23 protein-coding genes are annotated in these 23,204 nt (G+C 59.8%); 6 read left to right on the top strand and 17 right to left on the bottom strand.

The genetic code is table 11. The annotated features are described in order from the left end of the window. Positions 1 to 116: 116 nt before the first annotated feature. Genes BFW87_RS15950 through BFW87_RS15940 form a run of 3 tightly spaced genes read left to right on the top strand, consistent with a single transcriptional unit; the run spans position 117 to position 1,973 of the window. Positions 117 to 488: a septal ring lytic transglycosylase RlpA family protein gene (locus BFW87_RS15950; protein ID WP_078740726.1), complete on the top strand. Its 372-nt coding sequence runs from the start codon at positions 117 to 119 to the stop codon at positions 486 to 488. Between the two features lie 58 nt (positions 489 to 546). Next, on the top strand, positions 547 to 1,593 hold the full coding sequence (locus BFW87_RS15945; protein ID WP_078740725.1) for a calcium/sodium antiporter: 1,047 nt from the start codon (positions 547 to 549) through the stop codon (positions 1,591 to 1,593). After that, a complete protein-coding gene (locus BFW87_RS15940; RefSeq protein WP_078740724.1) occupies positions 1,590 to 1,973 on the top strand; it encodes a carboxymuconolactone decarboxylase family protein in 384 nt (127 codons plus the stop codon). The genes BFW87_RS15945 and BFW87_RS15940 overlap by 4 nt, the downstream gene beginning before the upstream one ends. Positions 1,974 to 2,083: 110 nt before the next feature. On the opposite strand, the gene BFW87_RS15935 is transcribed toward BFW87_RS15940, so the two are convergent. The 5 genes from BFW87_RS15935 to kdgD form a co-directional block, all read right to left on the bottom strand. After that, positions 2,084 to 3,025, bottom strand: a complete 942-nt coding sequence (locus BFW87_RS15935) for an AEC family transporter (protein WP_078740723.1) — start codon at positions 3,023 to 3,025, stop codon at positions 2,084 to 2,086. A gap of 165 nt (positions 3,026 to 3,190) precedes the next feature. Beyond that, positions 3,191 to 4,744: a galactarate dehydratase gene (garD, locus tag BFW87_RS15930; protein WP_078740722.1), complete on the bottom strand. Its 1,554-nt coding sequence runs from the start codon at positions 4,742 to 4,744 to the stop codon at positions 3,191 to 3,193. 11 nt (positions 4,745 to 4,755) lie between these two features. Further along, positions 4,756 to 6,120: an MFS transporter gene (locus BFW87_RS15925; protein ID WP_078740721.1), complete on the bottom strand. Its 1,365-nt coding sequence runs from the start codon at positions 6,118 to 6,120 to the stop codon at positions 4,756 to 4,758. Positions 6,121 to 6,299: 179 nt separating this feature from the next. Further along, positions 6,300 to 7,745, bottom strand: a complete 1,446-nt coding sequence (locus BFW87_RS15920; protein WP_078740720.1) for an aldehyde dehydrogenase family protein — start codon at positions 7,743 to 7,745, stop codon at positions 6,300 to 6,302. 53 nt (positions 7,746 to 7,798) lie between these two features. Beyond that, complete coding sequence (gene kdgD / locus BFW87_RS15915; RefSeq protein WP_078740719.1) at positions 7,799 to 8,710, bottom strand: 5-dehydro-4-deoxyglucarate dehydratase; 912 nt, start codon at positions 8,708 to 8,710, stop codon at positions 7,799 to 7,801. A 235-nt stretch (positions 8,711 to 8,945) separates the two neighbouring features. On the opposite strand from kdgD, the gene BFW87_RS15910 reads away from it, so the two are divergent. Next, positions 8,946 to 10,100: a phospholipase gene (locus tag BFW87_RS15910; protein WP_078740718.1), complete on the top strand. Its 1,155-nt coding sequence runs from the start codon at positions 8,946 to 8,948 to the stop codon at positions 10,098 to 10,100. Between the two features lie 146 nt (positions 10,101 to 10,246). Here the strand turns inward: BFW87_RS15910 and BFW87_RS15900 are convergent, their stop codons facing one another. From BFW87_RS15900 to rplM, 8 genes are all read right to left on the bottom strand, one after another. Continuing rightward, on the bottom strand, positions 10,247 to 10,996 hold the full coding sequence (locus BFW87_RS15900) for a FadR/GntR family transcriptional regulator (protein WP_078740717.1): 750 nt from the start codon (positions 10,994 to 10,996) through the stop codon (positions 10,247 to 10,249). A 158-nt stretch (positions 10,997 to 11,154) separates the two neighbouring features. Then, positions 11,155 to 11,574 (bottom strand): ClpXP protease specificity-enhancing factor, encoded by a 420-nt coding sequence (locus BFW87_RS15895; protein WP_078740716.1) that lies wholly within the window; start codon positions 11,572 to 11,574, stop codon positions 11,155 to 11,157. 17 nt (positions 11,575 to 11,591) lie between these two features. Next, a complete protein-coding gene (locus BFW87_RS15890; protein WP_005784778.1) occupies positions 11,592 to 12,209 on the bottom strand; it encodes a glutathione S-transferase N-terminal domain-containing protein in 618 nt (205 codons plus the stop codon). Between the two features lie 148 nt (positions 12,210 to 12,357). Then, entirely contained in the window at positions 12,358 to 13,137 is a 780-nt protein-coding gene (locus BFW87_RS15885; protein WP_078740715.1) for a cytochrome c1, read from the bottom strand. After that, the gene (locus tag BFW87_RS15880) at positions 13,137 to 14,348 is read right to left on the bottom strand and encodes a cytochrome b (RefSeq protein ID WP_078740714.1); all 1,212 of its coding nucleotides are present in this window, start codon (positions 14,346 to 14,348) and stop codon (positions 13,137 to 13,139) included. Before BFW87_RS15880 ends, BFW87_RS15885 begins: the two co-directional genes overlap by 1 nt. Then, positions 14,348 to 14,944 carry a ubiquinol-cytochrome c reductase iron-sulfur subunit gene (gene petA, locus BFW87_RS15875; protein ID WP_078740713.1) on the bottom strand — a complete coding sequence of 199 codons (597 nt, stop codon included), beginning with the start codon at positions 14,942 to 14,944 and terminating at the stop codon, positions 14,348 to 14,350. Before petA ends, BFW87_RS15880 begins: the two co-directional genes overlap by 1 nt. 266 nt (positions 14,945 to 15,210) lie before the next feature. After that, positions 15,211 to 15,603 (bottom strand): 30S ribosomal protein S9, encoded by a 393-nt coding sequence (gene rpsI / locus BFW87_RS15870; protein ID WP_003216038.1) that lies wholly within the window; start codon positions 15,601 to 15,603, stop codon positions 15,211 to 15,213. A gap of 14 nt (positions 15,604 to 15,617) precedes the next feature. Next, entirely contained in the window at positions 15,618 to 16,046 is a 429-nt protein-coding gene (gene rplM, locus BFW87_RS15865; protein WP_003171742.1) for a 50S ribosomal protein L13, read from the bottom strand. Positions 16,047 to 16,293: 247 nt separating this feature from the next. Between rplM and BFW87_RS15860 the strand changes: the two genes are divergently transcribed. Further along, positions 16,294 to 17,334, top strand: coding sequence for an NADP(H)-dependent aldo-keto reductase (locus tag BFW87_RS15860; RefSeq protein WP_078740712.1), 1,041 nt, complete (start codon positions 16,294 to 16,296; stop codon positions 17,332 to 17,334). 141 nt (positions 17,335 to 17,475) lie between these two features. On the opposite strand, the gene BFW87_RS15855 is transcribed toward BFW87_RS15860, so the two are convergent. After that, positions 17,476 to 18,612, bottom strand: a complete 1,137-nt coding sequence (locus BFW87_RS15855; RefSeq protein WP_078740711.1) for an acyl-CoA dehydrogenase family protein — start codon at positions 18,610 to 18,612, stop codon at positions 17,476 to 17,478. A 220-nt stretch (positions 18,613 to 18,832) separates the two neighbouring features. On the opposite strand from BFW87_RS15855, the gene BFW87_RS15850 reads away from it, so the two are divergent. Further along, complete coding sequence (locus BFW87_RS15850; protein WP_176159758.1) at positions 18,833 to 19,753, top strand: GlxA family transcriptional regulator; 921 nt, start codon at positions 18,833 to 18,835, stop codon at positions 19,751 to 19,753. Between the two features lie 140 nt (positions 19,754 to 19,893). On the opposite strand, the gene zapE is transcribed toward BFW87_RS15850, so the two are convergent. From zapE to BFW87_RS15835, 3 genes are all read right to left on the bottom strand, one after another. Then, entirely contained in the window at positions 19,894 to 20,988 is a 1,095-nt protein-coding gene (gene zapE, locus BFW87_RS15845) for a cell division protein ZapE (protein WP_078740709.1), read from the bottom strand. Between the two features lie 78 nt (positions 20,989 to 21,066). Further along, entirely contained in the window at positions 21,067 to 22,422 is a 1,356-nt protein-coding gene (locus BFW87_RS15840; protein ID WP_078740708.1) for a tryptophan--tRNA ligase, read from the bottom strand. A gap of 24 nt (positions 22,423 to 22,446) precedes the next feature. Next, positions 22,447 to 23,076 carry an alpha/beta hydrolase gene (locus BFW87_RS15835; protein WP_078740707.1) on the bottom strand — a complete coding sequence of 210 codons (630 nt, stop codon included), beginning with the start codon at positions 23,074 to 23,076 and terminating at the stop codon, positions 22,447 to 22,449. Positions 23,077 to 23,204 lie beyond the last annotated feature (128 nt).

The following is a 23,204-nucleotide window of genomic DNA, read 5'->3' as shown; positions in this document are numbered from 1 at the left end:
CACGCTCTGCGTGGGAACGCCTCACAGGACGCTCCGCGTCCGCTTTTGTGACGCGGAGCGTCACGGGCTGCATTCCCACGCGGAGCGTGGGAACGATCATTGGGGGTTATCTGAACATGAAGCGTCTACTGGGTCTTTGGACCTTGTTCTCTCTGTTGGCCGGTTGCGCCAGCGGCCTCATCGACCCCAACGGCTACGACGAAACCGGCACCGCCTCCTATTACGGCGCCAAGCACCATGGCAACAAGACCGCCAGCGGTGAACCCTTCAACCAGAACGCCCTGACCGCCGCCCATCGGCGCTTGCCTTTCGGCACGCAGGTCAAGGTGACCAATCTCGATAACAACAAATCGGTCGTGGTGCGCATCAATGATCGCGGGCCGCACACCCGCGGGCGCTTGATCGACGTTTCACGCAAAGCCGCCGAGCAACTGGGTATGCTGAGCAGCGGCACTGCGCGGGTGCGCGTGCAAGCCATGAGTAATTGATGAGGGAGGCCTGACCATTCTCGGATTAACCGCCCTCTCGGCCTGGAGCCTGATCGAACTGGTCAGCGGCCTGGCATTGCTGATCATCGGCGCCGAAATTCTGGTACGCGCCGCGGTGCGCCTGGCGGCCAGCCTGAAGGTGCGGCCACTGATCATCGGCCTGAGCATCGTCGCGTTCGGCAGCAGCGCGCCGCAGATGACTGTCAGCCTGCAAGCCACCCTCGCCGGCAATACCGACATCGCCGTGGGCAGCGTGATCGGCAGCAGCATCTTCAATATCCTCGTGACCCTGGGCCTGTCGGCGCTGATCATTCCACTGCGCGTGTCGCGCCAACTGGTGCGCCTGGATATCCCGGTGATGATCTGCGCCAGCCTGTTGGTGTTCATCCTCTCGGCCAATGAAGCACTGACGCCTGTCGACGGGCTGGTATTGCTCGTGGCCCTGGTGGCTTACCTCGCGCTGCTGCATTACCAGACGCGCCATTCCCGCCGCCCGCGCACCCTGGACACCGTGGCCAACGCGCCTTGGCTCAGCAGCGTGCTGTTGATGCTTGGCGGCTTTCTGGTGCTGGTGCTCGCCGGGCATCTACTGCTCGGCGCGGCAGTGGATGTGGCCGGTGATCTGGGCCTGTCGGAGCGCATCGTCGGCCTGACGCTGATCGGCGTGGGCACCTCGCTGCCGTGCCTGGCCACCTCGCTGATTGCCGCCCTGCGTGGCGAGCGTGAAATCGCCGTGGGCAACGTGATCGGCAGCAACCTGTTCAACCTGCTCGGGGTGCTGGGGCTGACCGCCTTGCTCGCACCGTCACCTCTGTCGGTGTCGCCCAACGCACTGGATTTCGACCTGCCGGTGATGCTTGGCGTGGTGGCGTTGTGCCTGCCGGTGTTCTACAGCGGCTACCGCGTCACACGCGCTGAAGGGCTGTTGTTTCTGGGCCTGTACCTGGCGTACGGCTTGCACGTGGTGTCATTTACCTTTGGCATGCCGCTGGCGACCAAGCTTGAACAATTGATGCTGTATTACGTCCTGCCAGCGCTGGTGGCTTTCCTGTTGTTCACCTCGCTGCGAGCCTGGCGCCGCCAACACAAGAGGGAATCGCAATGACCGATCAGAAAAAGCCCGGGGTTGAAATGCGTCGCCAAGTGATGGGCGATGTGTTCGTCGACCGTGCGCTGAACAACGCCACCGAGTTCACCCAGCCGCTGCAGGACTTTGTCAACGAACACGCCTGGGGCAGCGTGTGGAACCGCGAAGGGTTGCCGCTGAAGACGCGCAGCCTGATCACGCTCGCCGCCCTTACCGCGCTCAAGTGCCCACAGGAACTCAAAGGCCACGTGCGCGGCGCGCTGAACAATGGCTGCACCGTGGAAGAGATTCGTGAGGCGTTGCTGCACTGTGCGGTGTATGCGGGTGTGCCGGCGGCGATTGATGCGTTTCGGGCGGCGCAGGAAGTGATTGAGGCGTATCAGGCGGATAAGCAGTGACTGTCAGATAGCTATCGCAGGCAAGCCAGCTCCCACATATGACTGTATTCACAAATCTAAAATGTGGGAGCTGGCTTGCCTGCGATTGGCCCTCAAAACCACCGCAACATTCAGATCCAGCCACCCGCCTGCAACACAAAGATCCCGATATTGGTGGTCACCGCCGCCATCAAGGTGGTGATCACAATGATCGCTGCCGCCAGCTCATGATTGCCCTCAGCCGCCCTGGCCATCACAAAGCTTGCCGCTGCCGTCGGCGCGCCGAAATACAGGAACAGAATCCCCAACTCCGGCCCTCGGAAACCGAGCAGCCACGCGCCCAGCGTCGCGAATACCGGTAAACCGATCATCTTCACCAGGCTGGCACTCAGCGCCATGCTCCCGCTTTTACGCAACGCCGCCAGTGACAAGGTGCCACCGATGCAGATCAACGCCAGCGGCAAGGTCATGTCCGCCAAATACTGACCGGAAGACTCCAGCCAGCCCGGCAGGCCGATTTTAAAAATGGCGAACGGCGCAGCCACGATCACGCTGATGATCAGCGGGTTGGCCACCACACTTTTGAAAATGCTCCACGGGTCGGACTTGATCACCGGGCTGTACACCGCCAGCACGATGGTGGAGAGCGTGTTGTAGAACAGGATCACCAGCGCCGCGAGGATCGCACCGAGAGAAATACCGTAGTCGCCGTACATGCTGGCGGCCAGCGCCAGGCCGATTACCCCGTTATTGCCGCGAAATGAGCCCTGGGTGTAGATACCGCGGTCTTCACGCGGGCAGCGAAAAATCGCCCAGCCCCAGGCCAGGGCAAAGCTCAACAGCGTGGCGACGGCAAAGTAGATCAGCAAACCCGGCTTGAGCGCCGCGTGCAGGTCGGCGTGGAGGATGCCGAGAAACAGCAGGGCCGGCATGGTGACGTTGAACACCAGGGAGGATGCAGTGTGGATAAAGTTGTCGTTGATCCAGTTGATGCGCTTGAGCAGCACACCCAGGAACAGCATGGCAAACACCGGCGCGGTGATGGTGAGGGTGGTGAGGAAGATAGCCAGCATGCCGGGGAGAACCTTGGTGAGCGTCGTCAGGTGGCTAATGATAAGCCATGCGGCCCAGTGGCGTCTGGTAGGCCGCCTTCGCGAGCAAGCCCGCTCCCACATTTTGAACAGTGTTCACACATCAAATGTGGGAGCGGGCTTGCTCGCGAAGCAGGCGACTCGGTCTCAGGTGATGGGCGCCGGGTTGAACAAGGTGATGTCGTTGTGCAGCTTGTGCTGTTCAGCCCAGGTCTGCTTCTTGCCGCTGGCCACATCCAGATAGAAGTGGAACAACTCCCAGCCCAACGCCTCAATGCTCGCGCGCCCGGTGGCAATGCGCCCGGCGTCGATATCGATCAGGTCCGGCCAACGCTGTGCCAACTCGGTACGTGTCGAGACCTTCACCACCGGCGCCATCGCCAACCCGTACGGCGTGCCACGCCCGGTGGTGAACACATGCAGGTTCATCCCGGCCGCCAGTTGCAAGGTGCCACACACAAAGTCACTGGCCGGCGTCGCGCAAAAAATCAGCCCCTTGCGCTTGAACCGCTCCCCCGGGCCAAGCACGCCGTTGATCGCGCTGCTGCCGGATTTGACGATGGAACCCAAGGACTTCTCGACGATATTCGACAACCCGCCCTTCTTGTTACCTGGCGTGGTATTGGCGCTGCGATCCGCCTCGCCCTTGGCCAGGTAACGGTCGTACCAGTCCATTTCCCTGACAAGCTCCTGGGCAACTTCCTTGGTCTCGGCGCGAGACGTCAGCAGGTAAATCGCATCGCGTACTTCGGTCACTTCGGAAAACATCACCGTTGCCCCGGCGCGCAATAGCAGGTCCGAGGCATAGCCCAGTGCCGGGTTGGCGGTGATGCCGGAAAACGCATCGCTGCCGCCGCACTGCATGCCCAGGATCAGCTCGGACGCGGGCACGGTTTCGCGGCGGCGCTGGTCGAGTTTCTTCAAGCGTGTTTCGGCCAACGCCATGATCTGCTCGATCATCTCGGTAAAGCCGTGGCTGGAATCCTGTAGCCGGTACAGCCACGGCTCGCTCAGGTCGACGGAGCTGTCGTTGTCGTGCATCACCTGCCCGGCCTGCAATTTCTCGCAGCCCAGGCTGATCACCAGCGCTTCGCCGCCCAGGTTCGGGTTGCGCGCCAGGTTGCGCACCGTGCGTATCGGGATGTACGCATCCGTCGCGGTAATCGCCACGCCGCAGCCGTAGCTGTGGGTCAGCGCCACCACGTCATCGACGCGGGGGTACTTGGGCAGCAGCTCGTCCTTGATGCGCTTGACCGCATGGTCCAGCACGCCCGTGACGCACTGCACGGTGGTGGTGATGCCGAGGATATTGCGCGTGCCCACCGTACCGTCGGCGTTGCGGTAACCCTCAAAGGTAAACCCCTCCAGTGGCGCTTCGGTTTCAGGCACCTCGGTGGACAGCGGCAAGCTGTCGAGCGGTGGCGCGGTGGGCATGCGCAGTTGATCTTCCTGCACCCAACTGCCGCGCGGAATCGGCGCCAGGGCATAACCGATGGTTTGCCCGTAGCGAATGATCTGACCGCCCTCGGGGATATCTTCCAGGGTCACCTTGTGGCTCTGCGGGATGAAATCCACGGTCACCAGGCCGTCCGGAAACTCGGTGCCCGCCGGTACGCCCTGGTCATTGACCACAATCACTACATTGTCACGCGCGTGCAAACGAATGGAGCGCGGCGAGTCGGCATGTTCAATCAACTGCATTACATCGTCCCTCAGGAATGCGCTTGGGTCAGATTGGTCAGCTCAGGACCTTTGCTTGGCGGCTCTTTGAGCACCACGCGCTTGATCGGGCCGACGATGACGACGTAGCTGAACACCGCCAACAGCGCGTTGGCCCCCACAAACACCAAGGCCCATTTGAACGAGCCGGTGGTGCTGATGATGTAACCGATCACGATCGGCGTGCTGATGGAGGCCAGGTTGCCAAACATGTTGAACAGGCCGCCACTGAGGCCGGCGATCTGTTTCGGCGAGGTGTCGGACACCACCGCCCAACCCAGTGCGCCAACGCCTTTACCGAAGAAGGCCAGCGCCATGAAGCCTACGACCATCCATTCGATATCCACATAGTTGCAGGCCACGATGCTGCAAGAAATCAGCAGCCCGCCAATGATCGGCGCCTTGCGCGCGAAGGTCAGCGAATGGCCTTTGCGCAGCAGGTAGTCGGAAATGATCCCGCCCAGCACGCCGCCAATAAACCCGCAGATTGCCGGCAACGAAGCAATGAACCCCGCCTTGAGAATGGTCATGCCACGCTCTTGCACCAGGTACACCGGGAACCAGGTCAGGAAGAAATAAGTAATGCCGTTGATGCAGTACTGGCCCAAATACACGCCGAGCATCATGCGGTTGGTGAGCAGTTGGCGGATGTAATCCCACTTCGGCCCGTCGGTTTTCTGGCCGCGGGCTTTGTCCTGATCCATGTCGACCATCGCGCCATTGGCCGCGATGTGGTTGAACTCGGCTTCGTTGATCATCGGATGCTGACGCGGGCTGTGGATAACTTTCAGCCAGATCAGCGAGAACAGGATGCCGATGCCGCCCATCACGATAAACACGTGCTGCCAGCCGAAGGTGTAGACGATCCAGCCCATCAGCGGTGCAAACAGCACGGTGGCGAAGTACTGCGCGGAGTTGAAGATAGCCGACGCGGTGCCGCGTTCGGCGGTAGGAAACCACGCCGCGACAATGCGGGCATTTCCGGGAAATGAAGGCGCTTCAGCCAGGCCTACCAGGAAGCGCAGCATGAACAGCGCAACGATGGCAGTGGAGACGCCGAACTCACCGACATAGCCTTGCAGCACGGTGAACAGCGACCAGGTGAAAATGCTCAGGGCATAGACTTTTTTCGAGCCGAAGCGGTCCAGCAGCCAGCCGCCGGGGATTTGCCCGGCCACGTAGGCCCAACCGAATGCGGAGAAGATGTAACCGAGGGTGACGGCACTGATGCCAAGGTCTTTTTGCAGGCTGGAGCCGGCAATGGCGATAGTGGCCCGGTCGGCGTAGTTGATCGTGGTCACCAGAAACAGCATGAGCAGGATCAAATAGCGGACGTGAGTCGGCTTGGTCGCTTGCATGAAGATGTACTCCCACTAATTATTTTTTTTGCGGGTAATCAAATTGTGCCGTGAGCACCGCTCAATGTGGGAGCTGGCTTGCCTGCGATGACCTCACCTCGGTCACATTGAAGTACCGAGGTGCCCGCATCGCAGGCAAGCCAGCTCCCACAAGAGCCGGTGCCTACAGGTAGTACGTGTTACGAACCGATGTAGCTGGTTTTCACCACGGTGTAGAACTCTTGCGCATAGCGACCCTGCTCACGCGAACCGTAGGACGACCCCTTACGCCCACCGAACGGCACGTGATAGTCCACACCGGCAGTCGGCAGGTTGACCATCACCATCCCGGCCTGGGAGTGGCGTTTGAAGTGGTTGGCGTACTTCAGCGAGGTGGTGGCAATACCTGCCGACAAACCGAACTCGGTGTCATTGGCCATGGCCAGCGCCGCCTCGTAATCCGCCACGCGCACCACGTTGGCCACTGGGCCGAAGATCTCTTCACGGCTGATACGCATGGCGGCTTCGCTGTCGGCAAACAGTGTCGGCGCCAGGTAGTAGCCTTCGGTATCGCACGTCACCAGGCCGCCACCGCTGACCAGCCGCGCGCCTTCGCTTTGGCCGATGTCGATGTATTTCAGGTCCTGATCCAGTTGGGCCTGAGAGACCACCGGGCCGATGTCGGTGCCGCTTTTCAGGGCGTGGCCGACTTTGATCGACTTCATGCGTTCGGCCATAGCCGCGACGAATTGGTCGTGAATACCGGCGGTGACGATCAAGCGGCTGGACGCCGTGCAACGCTGGCCGGTGGAGTAGAACGCGCTCTGTACCGACAGCTCGACGGCCTGCTTGAGGTCGGCGTCGTCGAGAATGATCTGCGGGTTCTTGCCGCCCATTTCCAACTGCACTTTGGCCTGGCGCGACACACAGCTGACGGCGATCTGACGCCCAACGCCGACGGAGCCGGTGAAGCTGATGCCGTCGACTTTCGGGCTGTTGACCAGCACGTCGCCGACCACGCGGCCGCTGCCCATGACCAGGTTGAACACCCCGGCCGGGAAGCCGGCACGGGAAATGATGTCGGCCAGGGCCCAGGCGCAGCCCGGTACCAATTCCGCCGGTTTGATCACCACGCAGTTGCCGTAGGCCAGGGCCGGGGCGATTTTCCAGGCGGGAATGGCAATCGGGAAGTTCCAAGGTGTGATCAGGCCGACCACACCCAGCGCTTCGCGGGTGACTTCAACGTTGACGCCCGGGCGCACCGATGGCACGTAATCGCCGGACAAACGCAGGCACTCGCCAGCGAAAAACTTGAAGATGTTACCGGCGCGAGTGACTTCGCCGATGGCTTCGGGCAGGGTCTTGCCCTCTTCCCGCGCCAGCAAGGTGCCGAGTTCTTCGCGACGGGCGAGGATTTCAGTGCCGACTTTATCCAGCGAGTCATGGCGAGCCTGAATGCCGGACGTCGACCAGGCCGGGAAGGCGGCGCGGGCAGCATCGATGGCGGCGTTGACTTGGGCTACATCCGCCTTGGCGTATTCGCCGATCGTATCGGAAAGCTCCGACGGGTTGATGTTGGCGCAATAGTCGGCACCGGCCACCCACTCGCCGTTGATGTAGTTATCAAAACGTTTGGCTTGGGACACAAATCTCTCCTGACGCAAAAGGCCGCTGAGCGATCAGCGGCCTTGTTGATAAGTTACTGCGGACCTTGCTTGTCGATCAGCGCGGCCAGGGCTTCGTATTCTTCCGGCAGCAGGTCGGTCAACGGGGTGCGCACCGGGCCTGCGTCGTAGCCGACGATTTTCGCGCCCGCCTTGACGATGCTCACGGCATAACCGGCCTTGCGGTTACGGATGTCGAGGTAAGGCAGGAAGAAGTTGTCGATGATCTTGCCTACGGTGGCGTGATCGTCCTGGGCGATTGCGTGGTAGAAGTCCATCGCGGTTTTCGGGATGAAGTTGAACACCGCCGAGGAGTACACCGGCACGCCCAGGGCCTTGTAGGCAGCGGCGTAAACCTCTGCAGTCGGCAGGCCGCCGAGGTAGCTAAAACGGTCGCCGAGGCGACGGCGAATCGACACCATCAGCTCGATATCACCCAGGCCGTCTTTGTAGCCGATCAGGTTCGGGCAGCGCTCAGCCAGGCGTTCCAGCAATGGCGCAGTCAGGCGGCAAACGTTGCGGTTGTAGACCACCACGCCGATTTTCACCGATTTGCACACTGCTTCCACGTGGGCGGCAACGCCGTCCTGGCTGGCTTCGGTCAGGTAGTGCGGCAGCAGCAGCAGGCCTTTGGCGCCGAGGCGTTCGGCTTCCTGGGCGTACTCGATAGCCTGGCGGGTCGCACCGCCCACACCGGCGAGGATTGGCACGCTGGTGGCGCAGGTATCAACAGCGGTCTTCACCACTTGGGAATATTCGCTGGCGGCCAGGGAGAAAAACTCACCGGTGCCGCCGGCGGCGAACAAGGCGGTGGCGCCGTACGGGGCCAGCCATTCCAGACGCTTGATGTAGCCCGCCTGGTGGAAGTCACCCTGGGCGTTGAAATCGGTCACCGGAAAGGACAGCAGACCGTGGGAGAGGATGGACTTCAGTTCTTGTGGATTCATTATTCGAACACCCTGGGCGAAGACTTTCTGTCGAAAGGTTGTTGTTGGTTTGTTGATGTCGTACGTCATCGTACAACTATAAATAGATTCGTCAACTGCAATTCATCGACCTTCATGATTGGCGCGACGTTTAAATCGGGTTTCTTGACGTAGGAAATTATTCCTCTATGCTCGACATAGCTGTATATACATACAGTTATTACGGAAGATTCCTACGACATAGCAAGGAGCTAACATGTCAGGTCTTGAACTCGCTGCACCCGAAAAAAAACCACCTACCCTGCGCTTTGAAGGCGGGGAACACACGGCCATTGGCGACGATACGCTGCTGCGTTTCGTCAAGGACGCCCCGGCTATCCCAGCACGACAAGTCGAGTTACACCTGCCCAACGGGCTCGCGCTAACGTACGGCCAAGTGATCGCCCTGGGCGGTGATTTCTATGGCATTCCGGGCCAGCCCATCAGTGACGGCGCCTCCCCGGCAGATCGTGTGAAACGCTTTACCGCAGCGTTTAATTCGCTGGCAGTGTTGCCCGCTTCACGGGACGAAGCCGGGAAAATCCTCGCGGTGATGCAAAAGGAGATCAACGCAGTCAACCAGGCGATCAGGGATGGCAAACAACCCCACGAAGCCTATGACGCACTGGGTGATACGTTGTCGGAAGAGTGGAACCGCATTACCGGCGGTGGCAGCGCGGTGTCGGCGCTGATCCCCTTGGGGCGCTATTTGAAATTGGCCGCGGACAACGCCGACCACTTCGGCGAATGGGCGCTGTCGGCCTACCTGGCGGGCCACACGGCGGCGCTGCAGCAGGCAGTCGTCGCCCATCAAACCGGCACCGATCAGGCGCTGGAATTGGCCTACGCCATGAACAGCTTCGCTGATCACTTTTTGACCGATCTATTTTCCGCCGGCCATTTGCGCGTGCCGCGTAAGCAATTGGCCGCTGTGGTGACGCCGGGCGAACTGGGTTCTTTGGTCAGCCGCTTCATGCACGATGAAGACAGCAAGTTCGGGCTCAAGGTGCGCAATGCCCTGGGTGATCAATGGCACGCCTACGGGGATAAACGCTACTTCGACAGCATCGACGCGGACAACCGTGCCATGGTCAAACGCGCGGTACAGGCCTCGGCGGATGAAGTCTTCGAGACCTTTATCAGCGGCGTGGCGCCCTCCCCGGCCAGCTTCAAGGCGCCACTGTATGTGCCGGATTTGAACGCAGCGCAGAATCCGGCGAACAACTTCTCGCCGCTGTTCAAGATGGAGGGAGACAAGGTGCTGCGTCGCAAGGACGTGAATGACCTGAACGACAAGCACTGGACCAATGATTGGTGGGGATGGAGCACTTACTTGCTGCTCAAGGACTACAAGCCCAACCAGCCTGCCTGACTGATCGTTCCCACGCTCTGCGTGGGAACGCATCCCGTGACGCTCCGCGTCACCTTGCGCTGGACTCAAGCCATTCGCAGGCTTCAGGACGCGGAGCGTCCGGGGCGGCATTCCCACGCGGAGCGTGGGAACGATCGCGCCTGACTTTAACCGCGCTGTGCCTCTGCCTCTTCATGGGCATGGCGCAGCCGCTCACGGCTGTTGGTCAAGTGCAGGCGCATGGCTGCGCGTGCCGCGTCCGAATCCTGGCGGGCAATCGCCTCGTAAATCTCTTCGTGTTCGCGACTCAGGCGGCCCATGTAGTGCTGCTGGTCATCATGGGCCAGGCGCGCCGAATTCAGGCGGGTACGCGGAATGATGCTGGTGCCCAGGTGGGTCATGATGTCGGTGAAGTAGCGGTTGCCGGTGGACAGCGCAATTTCCAGGTGGAACGCGAAGTCTGACGCCACGGCATCGCCGGCGTGCGCTGCGCTTTCATTCAGGGCGTCGAGGGCAGCACGCATGGCGGCCAGTTGTTCATCGCTGCGACGCAAGGCAGCAAGCCCGGCGGACTCCACTTCCAGGCTGATCCGCAGCTCCAGAATTGCCAGCACATCACGCAACGTCACCACGGTGGCCGGGTCGATCCGGAAGCCGCTCGGGCTTGGCGTGTCCAACACAAAGGTGCCGATACCGTGGCGGGTTTCCACCTGCCCCGCTGCCTGCAAGCGCGAGATGGCCTCACGCACCACGGTGCGGCTGACGCCATGGGCGTCCATGATCGCCGACTCGGTGGGCAGTTTGTCGCCGCGTTTAAGCTGGCCGTCGCGGATTTGCTCGGACAACACCGTGACCAATTCCTGGGCAAGGCTGCGGCGCTTGCGGGGAAGACGAGGGGCGGTGTTGGCGTTATCCATAATGATCCATTTTTCTCGGCGAACTTGAGGGGGCATCATAGCCCATGGCGGTTGTACGATCACCGTTCTGACACGACTTTCATCCACATCCAGCGCGCAAAAAAATGCCCCGGCACAGGCCGAGGCACTTTTGAGGCTTACCCGAAGGTAAAAGCCGGTTACTTCACCACTTTCAGGCTCGGCCGACCGCTGGGGCGCGGTGGCTCGGCATCCGGTGGCGGCACGTCATCACCGCCTTCGCCTTCGATCGCTTCGTCTTCCTCGAAAGGCGACTCCAGATCAAACACCATGCCTTGGCCGTTCTCCCGGGCATAAATGCCGAGGATGGCGCCAATCGGCACGAACAGCGTGTGCGGCACGCCGCCGAAACGTCCTTCGAAGCTGACTGCTTCGTTGTCCATGTGCAGGTGGCGCACGGCACTGGGTGATACGTTCAGCACGATCTGGCCATCACTGGCAAAACCCTGCGGCACGTCAACCTTGGGGAATTCAGAGTTGACCAGCATGTGCGGGGTGCAATCGTTGTCCACAATCCACTCATAGAGCGCGCGGACCAAATAGGGTCGACTGGAGTTCATCAGCGGCTCCTTAAGCCTTAGCGCATATCGCGTTCGACACCAGACAGACTCGCCTGGAAAGCCTCACGCGCAAACTGGCGCTCCATGTAATCAAGCAACGGCTTGGCCGGCCGCGGCAGTTCAATACCGAGAATCGGCAAGCGCCAGAGTATCGGTAATAGGCAGCAATCCACCAAGCTTTGTTCCTCACTGAGGAAAAAAGGTTTATCGGCGAACAAAGGCGAAACACCGGTCAGGCTCTCGCGCAATTCCTTACGCGCCTGCACACGTGCCGCTTCTTTACTGCGTGAATCCAGAATCACATCCACCAGCCCGCACCAGTCACGCTGGATCCGATGGATCAGCAGGCGGCTGTTGGCACGCGCCACCGGGTACACCGGCAGCAAAGGCGGATGCGGGTAACGCTCATCCAGGTATTCCATCACCACGGTTGACTCCCACAACGCCAGGTCACGATCGACCAGGGTGGGCAAGCTGCCGTAAGGGTTCACTTCGATCAGTTTCGGCGGGTGACGACCTGCCTCCACACTGATGATCTCTGCGCTGACACCCTTCTCTGCGAGCACGATGCGTACTCGGTGGGAATAGTGGTCGGCGGGGTCGGAGTAACAGGCCAACCGGTTGGTCACGCCCATGGCGGTCCTCCTCGCTTGTTGAAATTATCGAAAGCTCAAAAACGAGCGCGCCCAGAGAGCATCTCTGCAGCGTCAGGAAAACCCGACCGCTACGTGTTCAGAGATGCCGCTGGGCGCGCAAGATTAACAGCAATTGCTTACGGTTGGATCAATGCACATCCTTCCAGTATTCGCGTTTGAGCAGATAGGCGAATACGAAGAAGAAAGCCAGGTAAAGCAAGACGTACGTACCGATGCGCTGGTGCTGCAGTTTGACCGGGTTGGCCGAGTAGGCCAGGAAGGTCACGAGATTTTTTACCTTCTCGTCGAACTGCTCTTCATTCAGCGTGCCGGTCTTGGGCACGATGGTCAGTTGATCGCACGCTTCATGGGTCAAAGGCGTACCGGTCAACGGGTCATATTGCTTCTTGCCGTCTTCAACGACCTGAACCTGCTTGCATCCTACCACTTGGCGCCCCTGCAGGCCGACCAGAACGTTGGGCATACCGACGTTCGGGAAGACTTTGTTGTTCACGCCATACGGGCGCGCAGGGTCTTCGTAGAAGGATTTCAGGTAACCGTAAAGCCAGTCGGTGCCGCGCACACGGGCCACCAGGGTCAGGTCCGGCGGTGCAGCCCCGAACCAGGTCTTGGCGTCGGCCGGTTGCATGCCGATGGTCATGTGGTCGCCGATCTTGGCGCCGGTGAACACCGAATGGCTGAGCATCACGTCATGGGGAATGCCCAGGTCGTCTGCCACACGCTCATAGCGCTGGAACTTGGCGCTGTGGCAGCCCATGCAATAGTTGGTGAACGTGCGCAGGCCATCCTGCATGGCGGCTTTGTCGGAGACGTCGATATCGACTTTTTCCAGTTCCGGACCATGCTCGGCGGCGAAGGACAGTAGCGGCAGAGCCGCAAGCATCAATGCTACGAATAATTTTTTCATCAGCCAGTCACCCTTTCCGGTACCGGTTTGGTCTTCTCGAGCCGGGTATAGAACGGCATCAGAATGAAGTAGGCGAAGTACAGGAAGGTGCAGACCTGCGACAGCAACGTGCGCTCAGGGGTTGGCGCCAGTACGCCCAAAATACCCAGAATCACGAACGAAATGCAGAACACCCACAGCCAGATCTTGCTCAGCCAGCCCTTGTAGCGCATGGACTTGACCGGGCTACGGTCGAGCCAGGGCAGCACGAACAGCACCGCAATCGCCGCGCCCATGGCGATGACGCCCATGAGCTTGTCGGGGATCGCCCGCAAGATCGCGTAGAACGGCGTGAAGTACCAGACCGGGGCAATGTGCTCAGGTGTCTTGAAGGCGTTGGCCTGTTCGAAGTTAGGCTTCTCCAGGAAATAACCCCCCATCTCCGGGAAAAAGAACACGATCGAGCAGAACACGAACAAGAACACGACCACGCCGACAATGTCTTTCACGGTGTAGTACGGATGGAACGGAATGCCGTCCAGCGGGATGCCGTTTTCGTCTTTGTGCTTCTTGATGTCCACCCCGTCCGGGTTGTTCGAACCCACTTCGTGCAGCGCCAGGATGTGCAGCACCACCAGGCCGAGAATCACGATCGGCAGGGCCACTACGTGCAGCGCAAAGAAGCGGTTCAGGGTGATGCCGGAAATCAGGTAGTCACCGCGAATCCACTGCGTCAGGTCGTTGCCAATCACCGGAATCGCACCGAACAGCGAGATGATCACCTGGGCGCCCCAGTACGACATCTGACCCCACGGCAGCAGATAACCCATGAAGGCTTCGGCCATCAGCGCCAGGTAGATCAGCATGCCGAAGACCCACACCAGTTCACGCGGCTTCTGGTACGAACCGTAGAGCAGGCCACGGAACATATGCATATAGACGACGATGAAGAACGCCGACGCGCCGGTGGAGTGCAGCAGGCGCAGGATCGAGCCGTACTCGACGTCACGCATGATGTACTCGACGGAGGCGAACGCCTCTTCCGCCGACGGCGTGTAGCTCATCGTCAGCCAGACACCAGTGACGATCTGGTTGACCAGCACCAGCAGTGCCAGGGAACCGAAGAAGTAGAAGAAGTTGAAGTTTTTTGGCGCGTAATATTTGCTGAGGTGGTCTTCCCACATTTTGGTAGCGGGGAAACGCGCATCCACCCAATCCATGAACTTGCTCATCAGGCTTTCTCCCCCTCGTTTACGCCAATGACAATGACATCGTCAGTCTCGTAGTGATGTGGCGGAACTGGCAGGTTCAAGGGGGCGGGTTGCGACTTGTAGACGCGGCCGGCGAGGTCGTAGTGAGAGCCGTGACAAGGGCAGAAATAGCCACCAACCCAGTCTTTGCCAAGGTCGGCAGGCGCCACTTCCGGGCGGAAGGTAGGCGAGCAACCCAAGTGGGTGCAGATACCGATCAGCAGTAAAATCTCTGGCTTGATCGAACGAACTTCCTTGTCGACGTAAGCGGGTTGGTCGGAGTTCTTCGAGTCGGGGTCAGACAGCTGGCCCTCGATTTTCTTCAGATTCCCCAGGATTTCCTCGGTACGGCGAACAATGAATACGGGCTGACCGCGCCACTCAGCAATCATTTGCTGGCCTGGGTCGATCTTGCTGACATTCACCTTCACCGGTGCACCTGCGGCTTTCGCCTTGGCACTGGGAAACCATGACCCCACGAACGGGACCGCAGCCCCCACCGCTCCTGCAGCACCCACCACGGATGTGGCTGCTACCAAGAAGCGACGCCGGCCTGCATTCACGCCGTCATTGCTCATTCAGTCCTCTCCCATCAGCTTTTTGGCCTGTTAAATCAGGCGTCTACTAAGTATTGAAGCTTTGCTTATAAAAATTTTGTCGGATGGTAATGAAAAGCCCCACGGATGACAAGGGAATTGCCCGAGCCCCGGCCTCCAAGCCTTGTAGTATAGGGCGTCTACGGATGTGGCAAGTTGTCACGGCGAAATTTGTGCATAAATCGCAGGCAATAAAAAACGCCCAGCTCCGTGAGGAGGCTGGGCGTTTTTGTGAAACGTAAAGCGAATTAACGCTTCGAGTACTGCGGACGCTTACGCGCTTTACGCAGACCGACTTTCTTACGTTCAACTTCACGGGCATCGCGAGTAACGAAGCCAGCTTTGCGCAGAGCGCCACGCAGGGTTTCGTCGTACTGCATCAGAGCGCGAGTGATACCGTGGCGGATTGCGCCAGCTTGACCACTTACACCGCCACCGATAACGGTGACGTAGATGTCGAACTTCTCAACGGTCTCGGTCAGTTCCAGCGGCTGACGAACTACCATGCGGGCAGTTTCGCGACCGAAGAAATTTTCCAGAGTGCGGTTGTTGATCGAGATGTTACCAGTGCCCGGACGCAGGAAAACGCGTGCGGTTGCGGTTTTGCGACGGCCAGTGCCGTAATTTTGAGTCGCCGACATAATGAACTATTCCGTTAAAACTTCAGTTCTTGGGGCTGCTGAGCAGCATGAGGGTGTACAGCGCCCGCATAGACTTTCAGCTTGCGAAACATATCGCGACCCAGTGGGCCCTTAGGCAGCATGCCTTTGACCGCGATTTCGATCGGGGCTTCAGGCTTCTTGGAAATCAGACCTTCGAAGTTCGAAGACTTGATACCGCCTGGGAAACCGGAGTGACGGTAGTACATTTTGTCTTGCGCTTTGTTGCCGGTAACACGTACCTGCTCAGCGTTGATGATCACGATGTAGTCACCGGTATCAACGTGAGGGGTGTACTCAGGCTTGTGCTTGCCACGGAGACGGCTGGCGACTTCAGTGGCCAGACGACCCAGGGTCTGACCAGCGGCGTCGACGACAAACCAGTCGCGCTGAACTGTTTCCGGTTTTGCAGTAAAAGTTGTCATTCTTTAATAGCCTCAGGGGCCGCCCTGTAAATTAGACGGCGGATCTTACTGAATAGTGCGTACTTTGACAAGTCAAAGGCAGCCGGATACAGACGCTATCGGGGGCTCGGGTCGGCGCGTCCGTTCAACGGCAAGATTCTTCGGCAGGCGGCGCATCACTTCCACTGCAGAAAGAGGTGGGCAATTATGCAGATTGCGAAAAAAAATTCAACCTGCTTTTATGATTGTTTTCCCGAAGGAGTACCCGATGGATTATCGACAGCTGGGCCGTACGGATCTGAACGTGAGCGCGATAGCCTTGGGCACCATGACCTGGGGCGAGCAGAACAGCGAGGCAGAGGCCTTCGCACAGATCGAACGAGCCAAGGCAGCAGGGATCAACTTCCTCGACACGGCAGAAATGTACCCGGTGCCGCCCAAGGCCGAGACCTATGCCACCACCGAGCGGTATATCGGCAACTACTTCAAAAGCCGTGGCGACCGCGCCGACTGGATCCTCGCCAGCAAGATCGCCGGCCCCGGCAATACCATTGACTACATCCGCGACGGCCACCTGCGCCACAACCGCAAGCACATCGTCGAAGCCCTCGACGCCAGCCTCAAGCGCCTGCAAACCGACTGGATCGACCTTTACCAGCTGCATTGGCCGGAGCGCAGCACCAACTTTTTCGGCCAACTGAGCTACAAGCACAAGGACGAAGACAACCTGACCCCGCTGGAAGAGACCCTCGAAGTGCTGGACGAGCAGGTGAAAGCCGGCAAGATCCGCCACATCGGCCTCTCCAACGAAACCCCGTGGGGCACCATGAAGTTCCTGGCCCTGGCCGAAGCCCGTGGCTGGACCCGCGCGGTGTCGATCCAGAACCCCTACAACCTGCTCAACCGCAGCTTTGAAGTGGGCTTGGCGGAAGTCGCGATACGTGAACAGTGCGGTTTGCTGGCCTACTCGCCCCTGGCGTTCGGCATGCTCAGCGGCAAGTACGAGAACGGCGCACGCCCGGCCAAAGCGCGCCTGACGGAATACAGCCGCTTCAGCCGTTACTTCAACCCGCAGTCGGAAGCGGCGTGCAGCCGTTACGTGGCGCTGGCGCGCGAACACGGCCTGGACCCGGCGCAGATGGCGCTGGCGTTTGTGACGCAACAGCCGTTTGTGACCAGCAACATTATTGGGGCCACGTCGCTTGAGCAGCTGGACAGCAACATTGCCAGTGCTGAGTTGAAGCTGTCAGCCGAGTTGTTGGCGGGGATTGAGGCGATTCAGAAGGATCATCCGAACCCAGCACCTTGATTAGCCCGCAATGATCATTCCCACGCTCCGCGTGGGAATGCATCCTGTGACGCTCTGCGTCACGACCTTAAAGCGGACGCGGAGCGTCCAGTGCCGCATTCCCACGCGGAGCGTGGGAACGATCGGCACACCACAAAACCTTCAAAGCGCCCGCGCAATGATCTCCTTCATGATCTCATTGGTCCCCGCATAAATCCGCTGCACCCGCGCATCCGCCCAGGCCCGCGCAATCGGGTATTCCCACATAAAGCCGTAGCCGCCGTGCAACTGCACGCACTCATCGAGTACCTTGCACTGCAGGTCCGTGGCCCAGTATTTGGCCATCGCCGCCGTGGGCACATCGAGCTTGCCCTCCAGGTGCAGCGCCATGCACTTGTCGACGAACACGCGGCCAATCTGAATCTCGGTGGCCATCTCCGCCAGCTTGAACCGGGTGTTCTGGAAATCCGCAATCGCCTTGCCGAACGCCTTACGCTCGCGGGTGTACTCCAGCGTCCATTCCAGCGCCGCCTCGGCGGATGACACGGCGCCAATCGCCACGGTCAAGCGCTCCTGCGGCAGCTCCTGCATCAAATAGGCGAAACCCATGCCCGCCTGGCCCAGCAGGTTTTCCTTGGGCACGCGTACGTCCTGGAAGAACAGCTCGGACGTATCCTGGGCCTTCATGCCGACCTTCTCCAGGCGCTTGCCCTTGTCGAAGCCCGGCGTGTCGGCCTCCACCAGAAACAGGCTGGTGCCCTTGGCGCCGGCCTTGGGGTCGGTCTTGGCGACGACAATCACCAGTTCGGCGAGGTAGCCGTTGGTGATGAAGGTCTTTGAGCCGTTGATCACATACTCATCGCCGTCCAGCACCGCCGTGGTTTTCACGCCTTGCAGGTCAGACCCGGCGCCCGGCTCGGTCATCGCAATCGCCGTGACCATCTCGCCGGAGATCAACTTGGGCAAATACTTTTGCTTCAGCGCCTCGCTGCCGTAATGCAGGATGTAGGGCGCAACAATGTCCGAATGCAGCGAAAAACCGATCCCGGTCAAACCCAGGCGACTGATCTCCTCGATCACCACCGCGCTGTACAAAAAGTCCGCGCCCAGCCCGCCGTATTCCTCGGGCAGGTGGGAGCACAGCATCCCCGCCTCCCCCGCCTTGCTCCAAAGCCCACGGTCGATATAGCCCTGTTTTTCCCATTGCCCATGGAACGGCGCGGCATGTTTTTCGAGGAAAGTGCGCACGCTCTCGCGAAAGAGTTCGTGCGAAGGGCTGTACAAGGTTCTGGGGATCATGGGGCACCTGCGTGGATTGTCGGACAAAAACAAGCCCACAGAGCCTATGCCCCGATGGCGTCACGGGACACTGGACACATGCGACAAAAAATAAGACGATCCAGCCGTCTGGTGACCACTTTCCCCTATAAGAATAAATGAAATTATGTCTAACCAAATCTCCACGCCGTTGCGGCGCGTCAGCATTTTGGCCATTGATCGGGTATTCGCTTCCACCCTCATGCAAGCCAAGGATTTCTTCCACCTCGCCAGCCTGCGTTACGGCAAGCAACAAGGCCTGGGCCTGACCCCAGCCTTCGAAACACGCCTGGTCAGCCCCGACGGGCAATCGGTGCGCAGCTTCAGCGATGTAATCATGCCGGTGGACGGCGGCCTGGAAGACGCCGACATCATCGTGCTGCCCGCCTTCTGGGACGACTTCGACGCCCTCTGCACCCGCTACCCGCAAGTGCTGCCGTGGCTGCGCGAACAACACGCGCGCGGCGCCGTGCTCTGCGGCGAAGCCACCGGGGTGTTCTGGCTGGCCGAAGCCGGCTTGCTCGATGGCAAGGAGGCGACTACCTACTGGCGCTTCTTCAACGCTTTCAGCGAACGCTTCCCGAACGTCCAGCTCAACGAGGACAAGCACCTCACCGACGCCGACAACCTCTACTGCGCCGGCGGCACCACCTCGGCGTGCGACCTCTACATTTATCTGATCGAACGCTTCTGCGGCGCCACCATCGCCCAGGCTGTGGCCCGTGACATTCTCTACGAAGTGCAGCGCAGCTATGCGCCCGGGCGCATCGGGTTTGGCGGGCAGAAGCTGCACCAGGACGTGATCATCCTGCAGATCCAGCACTGGCTCGAAGAGCATTTCGCCGACAAGTTCCGCTTCGAAGACGTCGCGCGGGAACACGGCATGAGCATCCGCAACTTCATGCGCCGCTTCCAGACCGCGACGGGCGACAAGCCCCTGCATTACCTGCAACGCCTGCGAATCGAGACGGCCAAAGGCCTGCTCTCGGCCAGCCGCAAGAGCATCAAGACCATCAGTTATGAGGTGGGGTATGACGATGCGAGTTTCTTTGCGCGGCTGTTCAGGCAGCACACAGAGCTGTCGCCGAACCAGTATCGGCAGCAGTTTCAGCAGGCTGCATAACCCGAGCTAAACACAAAACCAATGTGGGAGCTGGCTTGCCTGCGATAGCGGTGTATCAGCCAGCAGATAAGCTGACTGACAGACCGGCATCGCAGGCAAGCCAGCTCCCACAGTTGATCTCCATTGTTTTGGAGATTGGCTTAGGGCTTGTGGCCGCGCGACAGGAACTCGTGGGACTGCATTTCGAGCAAACGGCTCAGCGTGCGCTGGAACTCAAAGTTCAAGCGGCCGCCTGTATAGAGATCCTTAAGCTCGACTTCCGCCGAGATGATCAGCTTCACGTTACGGTCGTAGAACTCGTCGACCATGTTGATAAAGCGCCGCGCGATGTCGTCGGTGGTGACGCTCATCTGCTCCACGCCGCTCAGGATCACCGCGTGGAAGATCTTGCCGAGTTCGATGTAGTCGTTCTGGCTGCGTGGGCCGTCGCACAGTTGGCGGAATTCGAACCAGGCCACGTCGTCGCAGGTGCGCAGTGCGATGATTTCGCGGTTCTCGATCATCAGCTTGTCGTTTTCCACCGCCTTCGTGCATTCCGGCGTCAGCGCGCGGAAGCTTTTCTTCAGGCTGTCATGCGCCGCTTCGTTCAGCGGGAAGTGGAACAGCTCCGCTTGCTCCAGGTGACGCAGGCGGTAGTCGACGCCGCTGTCGACGTTGACGATGTCGGTGTTCTGCTTGATCAGCGCGATGGCTGGCAGGAAGCGTGCGCGTTGCAGGCCGTCCTTGTACAAGCCGTCGGGCACGATGTTCGAGGTGGCAACCAGGGTCACGCCGTTCTTGAACAGCTCTTCCATCAAGGTGCCGAGGATCATGGCATCGGTGATGTCGGAGACGAAGAACTCATCAAAGCAAATTACCCGCGCTTCGTCGGAGAAGCGCTTGGCGATGATGGTCAGCGGGTTTTTCTCACCCGGCAACGTCTTCATTTCTTCGTGCACGCGCTTCATGAAGCGGTGGAAGTGCGTACGGACCTTTTCCTTGAACGGCAGCGCTTCAAAGAAAGTGTCGACCAGGTACGTCTTGCCCCGGCCGACGCCGCCCCAGAAGTACAGGCCCTTGACCGGGGTGTGGTCTTTCTTGCCAAACAGCTTGCTGAACATCCCTGGCTTGCTTTGCGAGGCCGCGACCAGGTCGTCGTACAGGCGCTGCAAATGACGCACCGCGTTTTCCTGGGCAGCGTCATGGAAGAATTCAGGGCGTTTCAGATCAGCTTGATATCGTTCTAGGGGCGTCATAATTCGTTAGCAAGGCAACAAAAACGGGCCGCCACTGTAACGACGGCCCTGATTAATGGCAATCAACCCTTGGTCGGGTTAATCCTCGATTGGGGTCAACGCAACGCGCAAGGCGGTGATGGCGGCGTCGCGCGACGCTTCGTCGGCAAACGCGGCGCTGTCGGCCACGGCGGCACCGTCAAGCCATACGCTGAAGCTCAAGGCTTCGTTGCGCACATCCAGCGCGTCGCCGTTTTGCAATTGTTTGGTCACGGCACCCGCGGCTTTACCGTCGGCAAAGTTGCGCGACAACAGCAGTTGCTCGCCATCGGCAGCCAACAGGCGGAAGCGGAAGCTGCCGTCGTCTTCACGGAAGCTCACAAAGCGCGCAGCTTTTGCGGCTTTCTTTTTCGCTGCAACCGGTGCTGCGGCTTGCTCGACGAACGAACGCAGACCAACGGCCTCACGCAGCTCAGCCAGGAACGGTGCCGCCACGGCGCGGGCTTTTTTGGCGCCGATCAGCAGCAGGTCTTCCATGTCCGAAGGACGCGACATCAGTTGATGGTAACGCTCACGCGCCTCACCCAACTGACCGTCCAGCAGCTGGAACAGACGGCTCTTCGCCTCGCCCCAACCCAAACCTTGCAGCAGTTCTGCTCGGAATTCTTCTTCCTGAGCCTTGCTGGCAAACGCCTGGAACAAGGTGAACAGGTGCGAGTTGTCCGGGTCCTTGGCTTCGCCCGGCGCGCGGGAATCGGTGACGATGCGCGAGATGGCGTCTTTCATGTCCTTGGCGCTGGTGAACAACGGGATGGTGTTGTCGTAGCTCTTCGACATCTTGCGGCCATCCAGGCCTGGCAAGGTCGCGACGCTTTCTTCGATCAGCGCCTCGGGCATGGTGAAGAATTCTTTACCGTTGCCAAACAGGTGGTTGAAACGCTGGCCAATGTCGCGGGCCATTTCCACGTGCTGGATCTGGTCACGGCCGACCGGCACTTTGTGCGCGTTGAACATCAAAATGTCCGCCGCCATCAACACCGGGTAGCTGTACAGGCCCATGCTGATGCCCGCATCCGGGTCTTCGCCGGCTTCGACGTTTTTGTCCACCGAGGCCTTGTAAGCATGGGCGCGGTTGAGCAAGCCCTTGGCGGCAACGCAGGTCAGCAGCCAGGTCAGTTCGGGGATTTCCGGGATGTCGGACTGGCGATAAAACGTCACCCGGTTCACATCCAGGCCACCGGCCAGCCAGGTCGCGGCGATTTCCATACGCGAGCGCTGGATGCGCTGCGGGTCATCGCATTTGATCAGGGCGTGGTAGTCGGCCAGGAAGTAGAAGGAGTCGGCATTGGCGTCCTGGCTGGCGAGGATCGCCGGGCGGATCGCACCGGCGTAGTTGCCCAGGTGCGGCGTGCCGGTGGTGGTGATGCCGGTGAGGATACGGGTACGAGTCGTCATGGGTAATCGCTTATCAGACTGCTATCAATTCGAGAGACGCGGCAGCACCAGATCCTTGAGATCGGTGAGCTTGCCATGAAAAAAGTGTCCGCATTCTGCCACTTTCAGCAGCTCATGGGGGCGATTCAGGGCCGCCGACCAGTCGTAGACGAGTTGCGGGTCGACCACTTCGTCGGTTTCTGGCTGAATCAGGGTCAATGGGCAGCCTTGAGGCAACAGATCGTTATCACTCAGACGCATCACCGCGGCCGCGACCATGAACAGATGTGACAGTTTTTCGCCCTTGGCTTCCAGACGGCCGCCGAGGCTGGCAGCCACGTATCCACCAAAGGAGAAGCCGAGCAGGGTGATCGGCAGGTCGGGGTGTTTTTCCCGCAGCCAGGTGGCGGCCGCTTCGGCATCGTCCACTTCACCAGTGGCCATATCGTGAGTGCCGGCACTCGCACCGACGCCACGGTAATTGAAACGCAATGTAATCAAACCGGCATCGCGGGCGGTGCGTTGCAGGGTCGATACGACTTTATTGAGCATGGTCCCACCCTGCACCGGGTTAGGGTGGCAGATCAGCGCCAGGCCACGGGGCTCGGGGTGATCCAGGTACAGGGCTTCCAATTGGCCTACCGGGCCATCGATCAAAACGGGGGTTTCACGCATGAGCAAGGAATGAACTCCGTGACCTCACAAAGGGTCGACTCGTCTAGCTAAAAGTCTGTGCATGGCATCATTGCGAGCTTAATCGCGGTATACAGCGCAGGTCCGAGCCGTTAACGTAAAGCAAAGCC

The sequence above is a fragment of the Pseudomonas fluorescens genome (genome assembly GCF_002022275.1).
In the GTDB taxonomy this organism is placed as follows: domain Bacteria; phylum Pseudomonadota; class Gammaproteobacteria; order Pseudomonadales; family Pseudomonadaceae; genus Aquipseudomonas; species Aquipseudomonas fluorescens_AJ.
This window is presented reverse-complemented; position numbering and strand designations above follow the sequence as displayed.

Coding starts and splice junctions, on each gene's coding strand:
- BFW87_RS15950 (WP_078740726.1), top strand. CDS start 117: ATGAAGCGTCTACTGGGTCTTTGGACCTTGTTCTCTCTGTTGGCCGGT.
- BFW87_RS15940 (WP_078740724.1), top strand. CDS start 1,590: ATGACCGATCAGAAAAAGCCCGGGGTTGAAATGCGTCGCCAAGTGATG.
- BFW87_RS15935 (WP_078740723.1), bottom strand. CDS start 3,025: ATGCTGGCTATCTTCCTCACCACCCTCACCATCACCGCGCCGGTGTTT.
- garD (WP_078740722.1), bottom strand. CDS start 4,744: ATGCAGTTGATTGAACATGCCGACTCGCCGCGCTCCATTCGTTTGCAC.
- BFW87_RS15925 (WP_078740721.1), bottom strand. CDS start 6,120: ATGCAAGCGACCAAGCCGACTCACGTCCGCTATTTGATCCTGCTCATG.
- kdgD (WP_078740719.1), bottom strand. CDS start 8,710: ATGAATCCACAAGAACTGAAGTCCATCCTCTCCCACGGTCTGCTGTCC.
- BFW87_RS15910 (WP_078740718.1), top strand. CDS start 8,946: ATGTCAGGTCTTGAACTCGCTGCACCCGAAAAAAAACCACCTACCCTG.
- BFW87_RS15900 (WP_078740717.1), bottom strand. CDS start 10,996: ATGGATAACGCCAACACCGCCCCTCGTCTTCCCCGCAAGCGCCGCAGC.
- BFW87_RS15895 (WP_078740716.1), bottom strand. CDS start 11,574: ATGAACTCCAGTCGACCCTATTTGGTCCGCGCGCTCTATGAGTGGATT.
- BFW87_RS15890 (WP_005784778.1), bottom strand. CDS start 12,209: ATGGGCGTGACCAACCGGTTGGCCTGTTACTCCGACCCCGCCGACCAC.
- BFW87_RS15885 (WP_078740715.1), bottom strand. CDS start 13,137: ATGAAAAAATTATTCGTAGCATTGATGCTTGCGGCTCTGCCGCTACTG.
- BFW87_RS15880 (WP_078740714.1), bottom strand. CDS start 14,348: ATGAGCAAGTTCATGGATTGGGTGGATGCGCGTTTCCCCGCTACCAAA.
- petA (WP_078740713.1), bottom strand. CDS start 14,944: ATGAGCAATGACGGCGTGAATGCAGGCCGGCGTCGCTTCTTGGTAGCA.
- rpsI (WP_003216038.1), bottom strand. CDS start 15,603: ATGTCGGCGACTCAAAATTACGGCACTGGCCGTCGCAAAACCGCAACC.
- rplM (WP_003171742.1), bottom strand. CDS start 16,046: ATGACAACTTTTACTGCAAAACCGGAAACAGTTCAGCGCGACTGGTTT.
- BFW87_RS15860 (WP_078740712.1), top strand. CDS start 16,294: ATGGATTATCGACAGCTGGGCCGTACGGATCTGAACGTGAGCGCGATA.
- BFW87_RS15855 (WP_078740711.1), bottom strand. CDS start 18,612: ATGATCCCCAGAACCTTGTACAGCCCTTCGCACGAACTCTTTCGCGAG.
- BFW87_RS15850 (WP_176159758.1), top strand. CDS start 18,833: ATGCAAGCCAAGGATTTCTTCCACCTCGCCAGCCTGCGTTACGGCAAG.
- zapE (WP_078740709.1), bottom strand. CDS start 20,988: ATGACGCCCCTAGAACGATATCAAGCTGATCTGAAACGCCCTGAATTC.
- BFW87_RS15840 (WP_078740708.1), bottom strand. CDS start 22,422: ATGACGACTCGTACCCGTATCCTCACCGGCATCACCACCACCGGCACG.
- BFW87_RS15835 (WP_078740707.1), bottom strand. CDS start 23,076: ATGCGTGAAACCCCCGTTTTGATCGATGGCCCGGTAGGCCAATTGGAA.